Annotated in this window: 13 protein-coding genes; 12 read left to right on the forward strand and 1 reads right to left on the reverse strand. The window is 69.1% G+C overall.

Going from position 1 to position 14,147, the window contains the following annotated elements; translation table 11 throughout:
- Positions 1-38 precede the first annotated feature (38 nt).
- Entirely contained in the window at positions 39-1,295 is a 1,257-nt protein-coding gene (locus ACQZ13_RS25495; protein ID WP_431048657.1) for a glycosyltransferase family 4 protein, read from the forward strand.
- A 171-nt stretch (positions 1,296-1,466) separates the two neighbouring features.
- Here ACQZ13_RS25495 and lplT read toward each other — a convergent pair whose 3' ends face one another.
- Positions 1,467-2,711: a lysophospholipid transporter LplT gene (lplT, locus tag ACQZ13_RS25500; RefSeq protein WP_431048658.1), complete on the reverse strand. Its 1,245-nt coding sequence runs from the start codon at positions 2,709-2,711 to the stop codon at positions 1,467-1,469.
- A 123-nt stretch (positions 2,712-2,834) separates the two neighbouring features.
- On the opposite strand from lplT, the gene ACQZ13_RS25505 reads away from it, so the two are divergent.
- From ACQZ13_RS25505 to ACQZ13_RS25555, 11 genes are all read left to right on the forward strand, one after another.
- Positions 2,835-4,901, forward strand: coding sequence for a ribonuclease catalytic domain-containing protein (locus ACQZ13_RS25505; protein WP_431048659.1), 2,067 nt, complete (start codon positions 2,835-2,837; stop codon positions 4,899-4,901).
- Between the two features lie 18 nt (positions 4,902-4,919).
- Entirely contained in the window at positions 4,920-5,780 is an 861-nt protein-coding gene (locus ACQZ13_RS25510) for an energy transducer TonB (protein WP_421034977.1), read from the forward strand.
- Positions 5,781-5,819: 39 nt separating this feature from the next.
- Entirely contained in the window at positions 5,820-6,731 is a 912-nt protein-coding gene (gene aroE / locus ACQZ13_RS25515; protein ID WP_431048660.1) for a shikimate dehydrogenase, read from the forward strand.
- Positions 6,732-6,740: 9 nt separating this feature from the next.
- Entirely contained in the window at positions 6,741-7,487 is a 747-nt protein-coding gene (locus tag ACQZ13_RS25520; protein WP_431048661.1) for a transglycosylase domain-containing protein, read from the forward strand.
- Positions 7,488-7,562: 75 nt separating this feature from the next.
- Entirely contained in the window at positions 7,563-8,159 is a 597-nt protein-coding gene (locus ACQZ13_RS25525; protein WP_431048662.1) for a hypothetical protein, read from the forward strand.
- Positions 8,160-8,723 carry a TlpA family protein disulfide reductase gene (locus ACQZ13_RS25530; RefSeq protein ID WP_431048663.1) on the forward strand — a complete coding sequence of 188 codons (564 nt, stop codon included), beginning with the start codon at positions 8,160-8,162 and terminating at the stop codon, positions 8,721-8,723.
- Positions 8,724-8,890: 167 nt separating this feature from the next.
- Positions 8,891-9,343: a type II 3-dehydroquinate dehydratase gene (gene aroQ, locus ACQZ13_RS25535; protein ID WP_088406402.1), complete on the forward strand. Its 453-nt coding sequence runs from the start codon at positions 8,891-8,893 to the stop codon at positions 9,341-9,343.
- 84 nt (positions 9,344-9,427) lie between these two features.
- Positions 9,428-9,898, forward strand: a complete 471-nt coding sequence (accB, locus tag ACQZ13_RS25540) for an acetyl-CoA carboxylase biotin carboxyl carrier protein (protein ID WP_088406403.1) — start codon at positions 9,428-9,430, stop codon at positions 9,896-9,898.
- A 12-nt stretch (positions 9,899-9,910) separates the two neighbouring features.
- Positions 9,911-11,260, forward strand: coding sequence for an acetyl-CoA carboxylase biotin carboxylase subunit (gene accC, locus ACQZ13_RS25545; RefSeq protein ID WP_088406404.1), 1,350 nt, complete (start codon positions 9,911-9,913; stop codon positions 11,258-11,260).
- A 141-nt stretch (positions 11,261-11,401) separates the two neighbouring features.
- Complete coding sequence (gene prmA / locus ACQZ13_RS25550; RefSeq protein ID WP_431053386.1) at positions 11,402-12,298, forward strand: 50S ribosomal protein L11 methyltransferase; 897 nt, start codon at positions 11,402-11,404, stop codon at positions 12,296-12,298.
- 148 nt (positions 12,299-12,446) lie between these two features.
- Positions 12,447-14,066 carry a zinc-ribbon and DUF3426 domain-containing protein gene (locus ACQZ13_RS25555; RefSeq protein WP_431048664.1) on the forward strand — a complete coding sequence of 540 codons (1,620 nt, stop codon included), beginning with the start codon at positions 12,447-12,449 and terminating at the stop codon, positions 14,064-14,066.
- Positions 14,067-14,147: the final 81 nt, after the last annotated feature.

Here is a 14,147-nt window from a genome sequence, read left to right on the forward strand (position 1 = left end):
TCACAGAACTGTTGCGTTCGCCGCCCATCATGCGCGCCATGACGACACCGGCGATCGAACTCGAAGTCGACGAGCTCCCCACACGGCAGCGGCATTTCCGCGTCGCGGTCGTGACGGAGACCTATCCGCCCGAGGTCAACGGCGTGGCGCGCAGCATCGCCTGCGTGGTCCAGGGCCTGCAGGCCCGCGACCACGCCGTGCAGTTGCTGCGTCCGCGCCAGGCACCGGCGGGGACTTCGCATGCGCTCGACGCGCCGGTCGACGAAGTGCTGATGCGCGGCCTGGCCGTGCCGCGCTACCCGCACCTGCGCATGGGCGTCGTGTCCAAGCGCACGCTGGTCAACCTCTGGGCCAGCAAGCGTCCCGACATCGTCCACATCGCGACGGAAGGCCCGATGGGATGGTCCGCGCTCCAGGCCGCGCGACAGCTCAAGCTGCCGGTCGTCTCGGAGTTCCGCACCAATTTCCACGCCTACGCCCAGCATTACGGCATCGGCTGGCTGCGCCGGCCGCTGCTGGCGTACCTGCGCAAGTTCCACAACCGCTGCCACTCGACGATGGTGCCCAACGCCACCCTCGCCGGCGAGTTGATGGCGCAGGGTTTCCGCCACGTCAGCGTCATTGCGCGCGGTGTCGATACGCAGCTCTTCCATCCCTCGCGCCGCGGCGATGCGCTGCGTGAAAGCTGGGGCGCCGCGCCCGGCGATCCTGTGCTGGTGCATGTCGGCCGGCTTGCTGCGGAGAAGAATCTCCAGTTGCTCGTCGACCTCTGGCCGGCGATCCGTCAGCGGCATCCGCGGGCGCGACTCGTGCTGGTCGGCGACGGCCCGGCGCGGGCTGATTTCGAGCAGCTCCTGCCGCCTTCGTCCAACGTCGTCTTCGCTGGCATGAAGCATGGTGAGGACCTCGCCGCCTGCTATGCCAGCGGCGACCTGTTCGTGTTCCCCAGCATCACCGAGACCTACGGCAACGTCACGCCCGAGGCGCTCGCGAGCGGTCTCCCGGTGATGGCCTACCAGTACGCTGCGGCGGCGTTGCTCGTGCGCGACGGTGCCAACGGTGGGCTCGCGCCGTTCAACGATCCGGCGACCTTCCAGGCTCGAACGCTATCGCTGCTTGAGGACCTGCCCCGCCTGCGCGCCATGCGCCTCGCGGCACGGGAGAGTGCGGAGTCGCTCGACTGGGACGGCATCGTGCAGGGTATCGAGCATGTGTATGCCTCGGCCATCGACGGCACCTCGGTGGCGCTGCGTGCCGGCTCGCAACTCTCCGGACTCGAAGCTCGCGCGCACTGAACCGCTCGTTGTGGACGAAGGGCGCCCGGGGCCGTCGGCGTCGTCCGCCTTCCCCAACTGACTGGGCGCCGTCTGTTTGAGCAGAGCGAACCGGAGGTGAGCGGCGCGAGTTGGCGCCTCTAGGCGGACGACGCCGACGGCCCCGGGCGCTCTTCGTCTGGCTCGGTCGAGTCAACCGACGATGCTGCCACCCGCGACATCGGCGGACGGTATTTCGCGACGTCCGCGTTGCCGGATCATGAGCACCAGCACGCCGGTGAAGACGAACACTCCGAGCCCGCTCATCAGCCAGACCAGCGGGACGCCGAGTGCCTGGAGCAGCGCGTAGGCGCCGAGCATCAGCAGGATGCTCAGGTTCTCATTGAAGCCTTGCACGGCGATCGAGCGGCCGGCGCTGAGGATCTGCACGCCGCGATGTTGCAGCAGCGCATTCATCGGCACCACCATCGCGCCGCCGACGGCGCCGACCATGACCATGGCGGGCAGGGCCCAACCGAGGGAGGTCACCCACGGTGTCGCGAGCATCAACGCGCCGAGCATCAGGCCGAGCGGCATCACGCGCAACGAGTGGTGCAGCGCGATCCAGCGTCCCGCAAGGCCTGCCCCCGCGACCACGCCGATCGCCACTGTCGCCTGCAGGTAGGCGCCCTGGTTGAGTCGCAGGCCCAGCACGTCCTGCGCCCATTGGAGGACGGCAAGTTGGAGGGTCGCGCCGGCGCCCCAGAACAGGGTCGTCATCGAGAGCGACAGGCGGCCGCCGAGCCGGTCGCGCCACAAGGCCTGATTCGAGATCCGGAAATCGCGCAGGATCTCGCTCATCCGGCGCGGCGGCTTGGGATAGACGATGCCGCTTTCCGGTACGCGGAGCTGCAACGCCGCGGCCAGCGCATAGACCCCCAGCAGCGCGCACAGCGACGCGGTCAGCGGCCGCGCCACGCCCAGCTCCCCGATCGTCGTCATCCACCAGGGGCTGACCAGCAGCCCGCCCAGCACCGTGCCCAGCAGCACGGAGCACACCACGGAGACTTCGATCCAGCCGTTCGCCGCGACCAGCCGCGTCGGCGGGACGATCTCGGTGATCAGACCGTACTTGGCCGGCGCGTAACAGGCGGCCGCTACCCCGACGATCCCGAACGAGAGCAGCGGATCCAGTCCCGCCGCCATCGCGCCGACGCCGACCGCCTTCAGCCCGTTCATGCAGGTCATCAACGCCACCTTGGGCCACGCGTCCGCGATCAGCCCGACCACCGGCGCCAGCCCCACATAGGCCACCGTGAAGCACAGCTTCAGCAGCGGCGCCCACCAGACGGGCTGGCCCATCTCCCGAAGCAGCGCGATGCCGACGATCAGGAGCGCGTTGTCGGCCAATGCGGAAAAGAACTGGGCGGCGATGAGGGTGTGGAAACGTGGGGGCATGGGCGCGCGGGGTGCGGCGCGAGTCTGCGTCGGCGGCGTGACCGCGTGTTGACAACGAATTGACACGCGCCCCACACCCACCCACCCGGCACCCCCTCCACGATCAGCGACAATCCGCCCTCTATGTTTGCCCTGTTCGAAGACGCCGGAAAATTCCTCGCCGGCCGCATCCTGTCCGAAGCCGATTCCTCGATGCAGATCGAGCTCGAATCCGGAAAGCGCGTCAAAGTGAAAGCCGCCCATGTCCTGCTCAAGTTCGACAAGCCGTCGCCGGCCGAACTGATCGCGGACGGGCAGCGCCTGGCCGAGGAGATCGACCTCGACCTCGCCTGGGAATTCGCGCCGGAAGTCGAGTTCGGTTTCGCCGATCTGGCCGCCGACTACTTCGACGCCAAGTCCACGCTCGCCCAGCAGGCGGGCGCGCTGTTCCGGCTGTTCGACGCGCCGCACTACTTCCGCCGGATGGGCAAGGGCGTCTTCAAGAAGGCGCCGGCCGAGACCGTCAAGGCCGCGCTGCTGGGCATCGAACGCAAGAAGCAGATCGCCGCGCAGATCGAGCAGTGGGCCACCGAACTGGCCGAGGGCCAGTGCCCGGCGCCTATCGGCGACCAGATCTACAAGATCCTGTTCCGCCCCGACAAGAACGGCCCGGAGTACAAGGCCGTCGTCGAGGCCGCCAAGCGCAGCCACAAGGCGCCGCTGGACCTGCTCAAGGACGCCGGCGCGATCGCCAGCCCCTACCAGTTCCACTGGAAGCGCTTCCTCTTCGAGCATTTCCCGAAGGGCACGAACTTCCCTGCGCTGTCCGCGCCCGAGATCAAGGACGCGCTGCCGCTCGCGCCGGTGCGCGCCTTCTCGATCGACGACTCGGCCACGACCGAGATCGACGACGCGCTGTCCGTCCAGGGCCTGGGCACCGGCACGGTGATCTTCGGCGTGCACATCGCCGCGCCGGGTCTGGCGATCCAGCCGGATTCGCCGGTGGACAAGGTCGCCCGCGAACGCTTCTCCACGGTCTACATGCCGGGCTGGAAGCTGACGATGCTGCCGGACGACGTCGTCCAGGCCTACACGCTGATCGAGGGCCGCGACTGCCCGGCGGTCAGCATCTACCTGACGATGGACGAGGCGACGCTGGAGATCACCGCGCGTGAGACCAAGCTCGACCGCGTGCCCATCGCCGCCAACCTGCGCCACGACAAGCTCGACGACGTCATCACCGACGCGACGCTGACCGGCGACGCGCCGGCCGACTACGACTTCGCCCCGGAACTGGCCTTCGCCTACCGGCTGGCCAAGGACCTCAAGGCCAAGCGCGAAGTCGTGCGCGGCAAGCCCGAGACCTTCAACCGGCCCGACTACAACTTCCGCCTGGACAACGACGGGACCGAACCCGCCGGCGCCGAGCAGGTCAGCATCTCCACGCGCAAGCGCGGCACCGCGCTGGACCTGATCGTGGCCGAGGCGATGATCCTGGCGAACTCCAGCTGGGGCGGCTTCCTGGCCGAGTGCGGCGTGCCCGGCATCTACCGCAGCCAGGCCAGCCTGGCGCCCGGCATCAAGGTCCGCATGGGCACCAAGCCCGCACCGCACGCCGGCATGGGCGTCTCGCAGTACACCTGGGCGACCTCGCCGCTGCGCCGCTACGTCGACCTGGTGAACCAGTGGCAGATCATCGCCTGCGCCCGTCATGGCAAGACCGCCGCGCTGGCCGCGCCGTTCAAGCCCAAGGACGCGGCACTGTTCTCCGTCATCTCGGGCTTCGACGCCGCCTACAGCGCCTACAACGGCTTCCAGTCCGGCATCGAGCGCTACTGGACGCTGCGCTACCTGCAGCAGCAGGGCATCACCGAGCTGACCGCCTCCGTGCTGAAGGACGGCCTGGTCCGCGCCGACGAGCTGCCGCTGGTGTTCCGCGCGCTCGGCTGCGAGAACCTGCCGCGCAACGCCCACGTGAAGGTGCGCATCACCGGCCTCGATGAACTGACGCTGGACCTGCACGCCAACCTGATCGAGCGCCTGGACGCCGAAGCCGCGCCGGTGACGGCCGACGAAAGCGCCGACGAGGACGAAGAACCCAGCGGCGTCCTGACGCTGGCGATCGACGTCAACGACGACGGCACCGACTCTTCCAAGAGCGGCGAAGGCGCGGGGGCCACGTCGTCAGCGCCCGCCCCTGCCGCTTCCTGATCCCTTCCCTTCTTCAAGATGCCCAAGCTCAGCCTTTTGCACTACGCGCTGATCGTCTCGGCCGGGGTGCACCTGGGCCTGGGGACGCTGAAGCTGGTCGCCCCGGAGCAGTTCGACCGGATCTTCCAGGACGAGCCGCTCGAGGTGATCCTCGTGAACGCGCGCGGCCAGGAAGCCCCCACCCAGGCGCAGGCGCTCGCGCAGGCCAACCTGGCCGGCGGCGGCGAACTCTCCGCCAACGTGCGGGCGACGTCGCCGCTGGCGCCCTCGCCGCTGGAGGAGACCGGCGACAGCATCGAACTCCAGAAGAGCCAGATCCAGCAGTTGCAGCAGGCGCAGGAACAGCTGCTGACCGTGCTGCGCCGGCAGTTGGCCATGCTGCCGCCGCCGGATCCCGCGCGCGAGAAGAGCACCGCCGAAGGCCGACAGGTCGCCGAGCATCGCCGGCAGCTGGTGCAGACGCTGGCGGAGATCGAGAAGCGCGTGAACACGGAGAACGCGCGGCCGAAGAAGCGCTACGTCAGTCCCGCCACGCGCGAGACGGTGCATGCGCTCTATTACGACCAGCTGCGTCGCCGGATCGAGGCGCGCGGCACGCGCGACTTCCCGAGCTACCAGGGTCGCAAGCTCTACGGCGAGCTCACGATGAACATCCAGGTCGACTACCGCGGCCGCGTGGTCGACACGGAGATCGTCCAGGGCTCGGGCAACGCCGTGCTGGATCGACGCGCCGTCGCCATCGTGCGCGCGAGCGGGCCCTTCGGCCAGTTCACGTCGGAAATGCGCCGCGGCGCGGAGGTCCTCGTGATGACCTTCCGCTTCCGGTTCAACCGCGATGAAAGTGTGGAGACGACGCTCAGCACCGCCCAGCCGTCCTGAGCACCGCCTCGCCGGTCGTCCTGTTCCCAGGGAAATGTCATGAGCGCTGATCCGTCCGCATCCACCGCCCACGAAGGCGCCGGCCTCGACCGCTATGTGGTGGCCGGCAACCCGGTCGCGCACAGCCGCTCGCCGGAGATCCACGCCACCTTCGCCGCGCAGACCGGCCAGTCGCTGGTCTATGAGCGGCTGCTCTGCCCGCTCGACGGGTTCGAAGCCTCGATGCGCGCCTTCGTCGCCGCCGGCGGCCGCGGCTGCAACATCACCGTGCCGTTCAAGTTCGAGGCCTTCCGCCTGGCGGCCCGACGGACACCGCGCGCGCAGCTGGCGGGCGCGGTCAACACCTTCCGCTTCGACGACGCGTCCGCGGGCGGCTGGCTCGGCGACAACACCGACGGCGCCGGCCTGCTGGCCGACATCGAGCGCAACGCCGCGCGACCGCTGCGCGGCCAACGCGTGCTGCTCATCGGCGCCGGCGGCGCGTCGGCGGGGGTGCTCGGCAGTCTGATCACCGGCCGGCCGGCGGAAATCCGCATCGTCAACCGCAGCGCCGACAAGGCCCTCGCGCTCGCCGACAGCCATCGCGCCTGGGCCGCGGAACACGGCGTGCGCCTGAGCGCAGGCGGCCTCGACGCCCCGGCCCCCGACGGCCGCCACGACGTGGTGATCAACGGCACCAGCGCCTCGCTCAGCGGCGCCGGACTGCCGCTGCCCGATCCGGCCGCGCCGGTGCTCGCGCACGGCGGTCTGGCCGTCGACATGATGTACGGCCCGTCCACGGCGCCCTTCCTCGACTGGGCGTCCGAGCAGGCCGGCCCCGGCGGCGCCGCGCGCGACGGCCTGGGCATGCTGGTCGAGCAGGCCGCGGAAGCCTTCCTCCTCTGGCGCGGCGTGCGCCCCGACAGCGCGACGGTGCTCGCGGACCTCCGCCAGCGTCTGGCGTCGCACTGACCCCGGGGCATGAAACAGTTCCTGCGCTTCGCCGGGATGCTGCTGGTCAGCGTCCTCTGCCTGCAACTCTTCTTCGCGGCCCGCATCGCGGTGATGGCCGCCGTGTCGCCGCAGTCGACCACCTTCCAGCGCTCCGAGGCGATGCGCCTGCTGCGCGAGAAGCACCAGATCCTCTGGGCCCAGCAGTGGGTCGACGACGCGCTGATCAGCCGCAACCTCAAGCGCGCCGTGATTGCCAGCGAGGACGCCGGCTTCAACGAACATGGCGGCGTCGACTGGGACGCGCTCGAAAAGGCCTGGGACAAGAACCAGCGCGCCCAGGAACAGGCCGACAAGCGCGCCGCCCGGCTCGCCAAGACCAACCCGACCAAGCCGCCGCCGGTCCCGAAGGTGATCGGCGGATCGACGATCTCGCAGCAGCTCGCCAAGAACCTCTTCCTGAATTCCGAGCGCAACCTCGCCCGCAAGGGCCAGGAACTCGTGCTGACGCTGATGCTGGAATCGATGCTCAGCAAGCAGCGCATCCTCGAGATCTATCTGAACAACGTCGAATGGGGCGAAGGCGTATTCGGCGCCCAGGCGGCCGCGCGTCACTATTACCGCGTCGACGCCTCCCGGCTCGGTCCGAACCAGGCCGCGCGGCTCGCGGTCATGCTGCCGGCACCGAAGCGGTTCGAGAAACGCCCAGGTTCGCCCTATGTGGTCGGCCGTGCTGGCACCATCGAGGCCCGGATGAGCGCGGTCGAGGTACCCTGACCGCCTCTGCAGGCGCCGCTTGAGGCGCCCTCCGGACCGCCCGACCCGGGCCGGCAGAGGGAGAGGGATCCCGCCATGACATCCGAACTGACCCAAGAGATCGCCGCCACCGCCGCCCGGCTGGTGGTGGAAGAAGGCCTGGAATACGGCCCCGCCAAGTCCCGCGCGCTGAAAGTGCTGGGGCTGTCGTCCCGCACGGCCCTGCCCAACAACGACGAGCTGGAAGACCAGGTCCGCGAGTACCTGGACATCTTCTGCGCCGACACCCAGCCCGCCGAACTTCAGGCGCTGCGGGAGCTGGCCGCCGTCTGGATGGAGCGCCTGGCCGAGTTCCGCCCTCACCTGACCGGCGCCGTCTGGCGCGGCACCGCGACGCGGCTGTCGCCCATCCACCTGCAGCTGTATTGCGATGACAGCAAATCGACGGAGATCGCGCTGCTGAACCAGGGCATCGATTTCGACGTCGGCCAGTCGCGCAACGCGAAGGGCGCCACCGTGGACCAGTTGATCATCGACGCGCCCTGCCGCGCGCTGAACGAACGCGTCGCGATCGCCCTGACCATCCTGGACCATGACGACCTGCGCGGCGGGCTCAAGCCGGACTCGCGCGGCCGGACCGAACGCGGCGACCTCGCCGCGCTGCGCCAACTGATGAATTCGAAGGACGATTGAATGCAACGACGTGCTGTTCTGGGTTTGGGCGCCGCGGGCCTGGTGGCCGCGGGGGCGGGCACCTATCTCGCCCTGCATCATGAAAAGCAGGCCGCCGGAGGCGCCGGCGGCAACACACCCGCCGGTCCGCTGTCGGCGGAAGCGGCGGCGTTCTGGAATGCCAGCTTCGACACCCTCGACCAGCAGACTTTCCAGCCCGCCGCCCACCTGCGCGGCAAGCCGCTGCTGCTGAATTTCTGGGCGACCTGGTGTGCGCCCTGCGTCAAGGAGCTGCCCGAGATCAACCAGTTCCACGACGAGTTCAGCGCGCAAGGCTGGCAGGTGCTCGGTCTGGCGGTGGACGCGCCGACGCCGGTGCGCGGATTTCTGGAGAAGATCCCGCTGAAGTTCCCGGTCGCGCTGGCCGGGCTGACCGGGACCGACCTGTCCAAGACCCTGGGCAACGCCAAGGGCGGCCTGCCCTTTACCGTCGCCTTCGGTCCTCAAGGCGAACCGATCTGGCGCAAACTGGGGGCGACGAATCTCGAGGAACTGCGCGCCATGGCGCGCGCCAGCAAAGCCTGACTGCGGGTCAACCCCTAGAAGCGGCGGTCCGCGGCCATAGCGGTCGCCCCCAGACCGGTCAAGCGGTTTATTTTTGGGTTGCTGCCGGGATCTGGTCTCAAAACGCGTAAAGTCCACCCTTTTACGCTTCTAGTGTCTTCGCTCTAATTGGCGGGACCGGTCGCTGAATGCAAGTCCTGGTACTACACGGCCCCAACCTCAACCTGCTCGGCACCCGCGAGCCTGGGGTGTATGGCGCGACCACTTTGGCGGAGATCGATACAGATCTTCGCCAGATCGCGCAGGAAGCCGGCGTAGCTCTGGAGAGCTATCAGAGCAACCACGAAGGTGCGCTGGTGGACCGCATTCAGGCGGCGGGTCGCGATGGAACGCGCTTCATCCTGATCAATCCGGCGGCCTACACCCACACCAGCGTCGCGATCCGCGATGCGCTGGCGGCGGTGGCGCTGCCGTTCGTCGAGGTGCACCTGTCCAACATCCACAAGCGCGAGTCGTTCAGGCATCACAGCTACCTGTCGGCACTCGCGGAGGGCGTGATCTGCGGCTTGGGTCCAACCGGTTACCGGCTGGCGCTGCAGTTCGCGATTCAGCAATTGAGCCGGCCAGCCTCGTCCACCTGAGCGCCGCGGTCCGTCGACGTCGTCGCGGGCCGGAAGACATCACCGAAGATCACCCCGATCACCGATCCCCGTTGGAGAGTTCTTATGGATTTGCGCAAGCTCAAGACCCTGATCGACCTCGTGTCCGAGTCGAACATTTCTGAACTTGAAATCACCGAAGCCGACGGCAAGGTGCGCATCGTCAAGTCCGATGGCCAGCCCCTCGTGGCCGCCATGCCCATGATGCAAGCCGCGCCGCAGGTGGCCGCCCAGCCGGCCGCCGCGCAGCCCGCCCCGGCCGCTGCGGCGCCGGTCGCCGCGCCCGCCCCGGCCGCCGAGACCGGCCACATCGTGAAGTCGCCGATGGTCGGCACCTTCTACCGCGCCTCCAGCCCGAACGCCAAGGCCTTCGCCGAGGTCGGCCAGCAGGTCAAGGAAGGCGACGCCATCTGCATCATCGAGGCGATGAAGATCATGAACGAGATCGAGGCCGACAAGTCCGGCACGATCGTCAAGATCCTGGTCGAGAACGGCCAGCCGGTGGAATTCGGCCAGTCGCTGATCGTCATCGAGTAAGGCGGTCCCCAGATGTTCAAGAAGATCCTCATCGCGAATCGCGGCGAGATCGCCCTTCGCATCCAGCGCGCGTGTCGCGAGCTGGGCGTGAAGTCGGTCGTCGTGTATTCGGAAGCGGACCGCGACGCGAAGTACGTGAAGCTGGCCGACGAGGCCGTCTGCATCGGCCCCGCGCCGTCCGCGCAGAGCTACCTGTCGATGCCGGCCATCATCGCGACGGCCGAAGTCACCGACGCCGAAGCGATCCACCCCGGCTACGGCTTCCTGTCGGAGAACGCCGACTTCGCCGAGCGCGTCGAGCGCAGCGGCTTCACCTTCATCGGCCCGACCCCGGAGAACATCCGGACCATGGGCGACAAGGTCTCGGCCAAGCAGGCCATGATCAAGGCCGGCGTGCCCTGCGTGCCCGGCTCCGAGGGCGCCCTGCCGGACGACCCGAAGGAGATCGTCCGCATCGCCCGCGCGATCGGCTACCCGGTCATCATCAAGGCGGCCGGCGGCGGCGGCGGACGCGGCATGCGCGTGGTCCACACCGAGGCCGCCCTGGTCAACGCGGTGCAGATGACCAAGGCCGAAGCGGCCGCGGCCTTCGGCAACCCGCAGGTCTACATGGAGAAGTTCCTGGAGCATCCGCGTCACGTGGAGATCCAGGTGCTGGCCGACGGACAGAAGAACGCCGTCTGGCTGGGCGAGCGCGACTGCTCGATGCAGCGCCGCCACCAGAAGATCATCGAGGAGGCGCCGGCGCCGGGCATCCCGCGCCGCCTGATCGAGCGCGTGGGCGACCGCTGCGCGGCCGCCTGCAAGAAGATGGGCTACCGCGGCGCGGGCACCTTCGAGTTCCTGTACGAGGACGGCGAGTTCTACTTCATCGAGATGAACACCCGCGTGCAGGTCGAGCATCCGGTGACGGAGCTGGTGACCGGCATCGACATCGTGCAGATGCAGATCCGCATCGCCGCCGGCGAGAAGCTGCCCTTCACGCAGCGCAACATCACGATGCGCGGCCACTCGATCGAATGCCGCATCAACGCGGAAGATCCGGTCAAGTTCATCCCGTCGCCGGGCCGCATCACGATGTGGCACCCGCCGGGCGGCCCCGGCGTGCGCGTGGACTCGCACGCGTACACCAACTACTTCGTGCCGCCGAACTACGACTCGATGATCGGCAAGATCATCGTCCACGGCGACACCCGCGAGCAGGCCCTGGCCCGCATGCGGATCGCCCTGTCGGAGACAGTGATCGAAGGCATCCAGACCAACATCCCGCTGCACCGCGAGCTGATGGCCGATGCGAAGTTCATCGAAGGCGGCACCGACATCCATTACCTCGAGCAATGGATGGCTGCGCACAAGCGTTGATCTCGCCCTAAGCGACAATACCGAGGCCCTCAGGCGTGGACGCGAGTCCGCCTTGAGGGCTTCTCCATTTCAGAAGTCCACCGAAGTCCCGGAGCCGCTATGAGCGAAGACCACGGCGAAGACCACGCCAACGATCCCCTGCTGCACGAGCTCGTGCTCATCTGCCGCGAAGAGGACGTCGAGACCGTCAGCGACGCGCTGATGGAAGTGGAGTCGCTGGCCGTGTCGGTCGAAGACGCCGACGCCGACACGCCCGCCGAGCGCGCGTTGTTCGGCGAGCCCGGCATGCCGGCGCCGCGCGCGGGCTGGGATCGTTCGGTGGTGAAGGCGCTGTTCGCCACCGAGGAGGAGGCGACCGAGGCGGCGACGCTGCTGCTCGCGCAGGACTGGGCCGAGGACGTGCACGTCCAATCGATCCAGACGATCGCGCAGCAGGACTGGGTGCGGCTGACGCAGTCGCAGTTCGCGCCGGTCGAGATCACGCCGGAGTTCTGGATCGTGCCGTCGTGGCACGAGGCGCCCGCGCAGGCGAAGCAGGTGATGCGGCTGGACCCGGGCCTGGCCTTCGGCACCGGCACGCATCCGACGACGCGCATGTGCCTGCGCTGGATCGCCGGCCATGGCGCCGAGGCGGCCGGCTGGGACCGCGTGCTCGACTACGGCTGCGGCTCGGGCATCCTGGCGATCGCCGCGGGCCTGTTCGGCGCGAAAGCCATCGACGCCGTCGACATCGACCCTGCCGCGCTGATCGCCTCCACACACAACGCCAAGGACAACGGCGTGACGCTGAATGCCGCGTTGCCCGACGCCGCCCGCGGCGAGTACCCGGTCGTGCTGGCCAACATCCTGGCCACGCCGCTGAAGCTGCTCGCGCCGCTGCTGTGCAACCACCTGCGCCCCGGCGCGCACCTGGTGCTGGCCGGCATCCTCGAGCGCCAGGCCGACGAGCTGAAGGCGGCCTACGCGCCGCACGTCCAGCTCGAGGTCGCGGACAGCGAGGACGGCTGGATCCTCATGACCGCGCGACGCGCGGCCTGACGGTCGCACCGCGTTCCCCCTTCCCCCGAGACCGACCGCCAACCCCGATGAACAGACAGTTCTCCGCCTCCGCCCACCCGGTGACCGAGTGTCAACCTGGGGGTGTTCGCGGCAAGGACTGACCCTGCTTCGTGGCATCATCGCGTCCATGAATCTCGCGACCCGCTGCACGACCTGCGGCACCATCTTCCGGGTGGTGCAGGACCAGCTGCGCGTCTCCGAGGGCTGGGTCCGCTGCGGCCGCTGCGCCGAGGTCTTCGATGCGCGCGAGCAGCTGTTCGACCTGGAGCGCGACAGCCCGCCGCCCTGGCCGCCGCTGAGCGCGCCCACCGAGCCCGCACCGGTCGAGCGCCGACCGCCTCCGCCCGAGCCGACGCCGCCCGCGCCGGCTTACGCCCCTCACCCCAGCGACTTCGCGCCCAGCCGGCCCGCGCCCCTGCCGCCGGCACCGGCGCCGGCACGGGCGCCGGTGTTTGCACCGCCGCCCATCTTCGCGCCGGAGCCGCCGCCCCATCACCATCAGCCGCCGCGCGACAGCGGTTGGATGACGGCCGACGACGAGTCGCTGAACCCCTTCGCGCCGCCGCGTCGTGTGCCGGATCGCGCACTGGAGCGCCCGCCCGAGCGCCAGGCCGATCGCCCCTCCGACCGTGCACCGGATCGCGAGCCGACGGACGACGTCGTCGACGCGCGCTTCTCCGCGTCGGCCTCACGCTTCGACGAGCCGTCGTTCGAAGCGCGCCGCGAGCCGTTCCTCGATGCCCCCGCACCGGCCGCGCCCGATCCGCGCGAGCATCTGCCCGAGCCTCGCGGCATGCGCTTCGAGGAAGACGAGCTGCCGCCGCCCATGATCGAGGACGACGAGCGCCCGGACGTGACGCTCGCGCTGAGTCCCGCGACGGCTGCTCAGCTGCGCGCGAACGAACTGACGCCGGACCGCGAGCCCGCGCTCGAGCCGACCTCGTCGCTGATGGTGGCGGACGAGGACACGATCGCGGACGCCAAGCGCAACGCCAAGGCGGCGAAGTCGGCGAGGAAGGCCGCGAAGCAGGAAGCCAGGAAAGAGGCGAAGGCAGCCAAGCCGCCGCGCCGCTCGTGGAATCCGTTCAGACGCAAGACGAGTGAACGCGCGTCGGGCGAAAGCCCCGAGACGACGATGACGGTGCTCGCCGCCGAATCCGAGTTGATGGCCGCGCGCGCGGCGATGGCCGATGCCGCCTCCGCGCAGGGCTCGCCCAGCGTGATGCCGGACCAGTTGCCGAGCTTCATGCGCCAGGCCGAAGCGGCACGCCGCTGGGGCCGTCCGGGCGTGCGTCTCGCGCTCGGCAGCCTGACGACGGTGCTGGCGCTCGGACTGATGGCTCAACTGCTCTGGCATGCGCGCGAAGCGATCGCCGCGCAGTACCCGCAGGCGAAGCCGATGCTCGTCTCCGTCGCGCAGGCGCTCGGTCAGGAGATCAAGCCCTGGCAGCACATCGAGGCGCTCAGCGTCGAGAGCAGCAGCCTCAATCCGGCCGGCGCGGGCAACCACTACCGCTTCAGCATCAGCCTGCGCAATCGCAGCAGCTGGGAAGTCGCGCAGCCGTGGGTGGACCTGAGCCTGACCGACGCCAGCGGCGTGCTCGTCGTGCGCCGCATGCTGTCGCCGACGGAGATGCAGGCGGGCCGCGCGGCGCTGCCGGCGGGGAACGATCAGCAGCTGCAGGTGGTCTTCGACAGCGGCACGCAGAAGATCAGCGGCTACTCGGTCGAACTCTTCTATCCCTGACGCAGACGCGACGGACCTCGCACATGAAAAAGGGCGCCCTCGGCGCCCTTTGCCTTTGCTGCGCGCAGATCGACGCACCAA

This window comes from Roseateles sp. L2-2, assembly GCF_050613215.1.
Lineage (GTDB): Bacteria > Pseudomonadota > Gammaproteobacteria > Burkholderiales > Burkholderiaceae_C > Roseateles > Roseateles noduli.

Bases quoted from the DNA above. Each gene is read 5' to 3' on its own strand.
- accB (WP_088406403.1), top strand. From the start codon at position 9,428: ATGGATTTGCGCAAGCTCAAGACCCTGATCGACCTCGTGTCCGAGTCG.
- ACQZ13_RS25520 (WP_431048661.1), top strand. From the start codon at position 6,741: ATGAAACAGTTCCTGCGCTTCGCCGGGATGCTGCTGGTCAGCGTCCTC.
- ACQZ13_RS25555 (WP_431048664.1), top strand. From the start codon at position 12,447: ATGAATCTCGCGACCCGCTGCACGACCTGCGGCACCATCTTCCGGGTG.
- ACQZ13_RS25505 (WP_431048659.1), top strand. From the start codon at position 2,835: ATGTTTGCCCTGTTCGAAGACGCCGGAAAATTCCTCGCCGGCCGCATC.
- ACQZ13_RS25530 (WP_431048663.1), top strand. From the start codon at position 8,160: ATGCAACGACGTGCTGTTCTGGGTTTGGGCGCCGCGGGCCTGGTGGCC.
- ACQZ13_RS25525 (WP_431048662.1), top strand. From the start codon at position 7,563: ATGACATCCGAACTGACCCAAGAGATCGCCGCCACCGCCGCCCGGCTG.
- aroE (WP_431048660.1), top strand. From the start codon at position 5,820: ATGAGCGCTGATCCGTCCGCATCCACCGCCCACGAAGGCGCCGGCCTC.
- lplT (WP_431048658.1), bottom strand. From the start codon at position 2,711: ATGCCCCCACGTTTCCACACCCTCATCGCCGCCCAGTTCTTTTCCGCA.
- ACQZ13_RS25510 (WP_421034977.1), top strand. From the start codon at position 4,920: ATGCCCAAGCTCAGCCTTTTGCACTACGCGCTGATCGTCTCGGCCGGG.
- aroQ (WP_088406402.1), top strand. From the start codon at position 8,891: ATGCAAGTCCTGGTACTACACGGCCCCAACCTCAACCTGCTCGGCACC.
- accC (WP_088406404.1), top strand. From the start codon at position 9,911: ATGTTCAAGAAGATCCTCATCGCGAATCGCGGCGAGATCGCCCTTCGC.
- ACQZ13_RS25495 (WP_431048657.1), top strand. From the start codon at position 39: ATGACGACACCGGCGATCGAACTCGAAGTCGACGAGCTCCCCACACGG.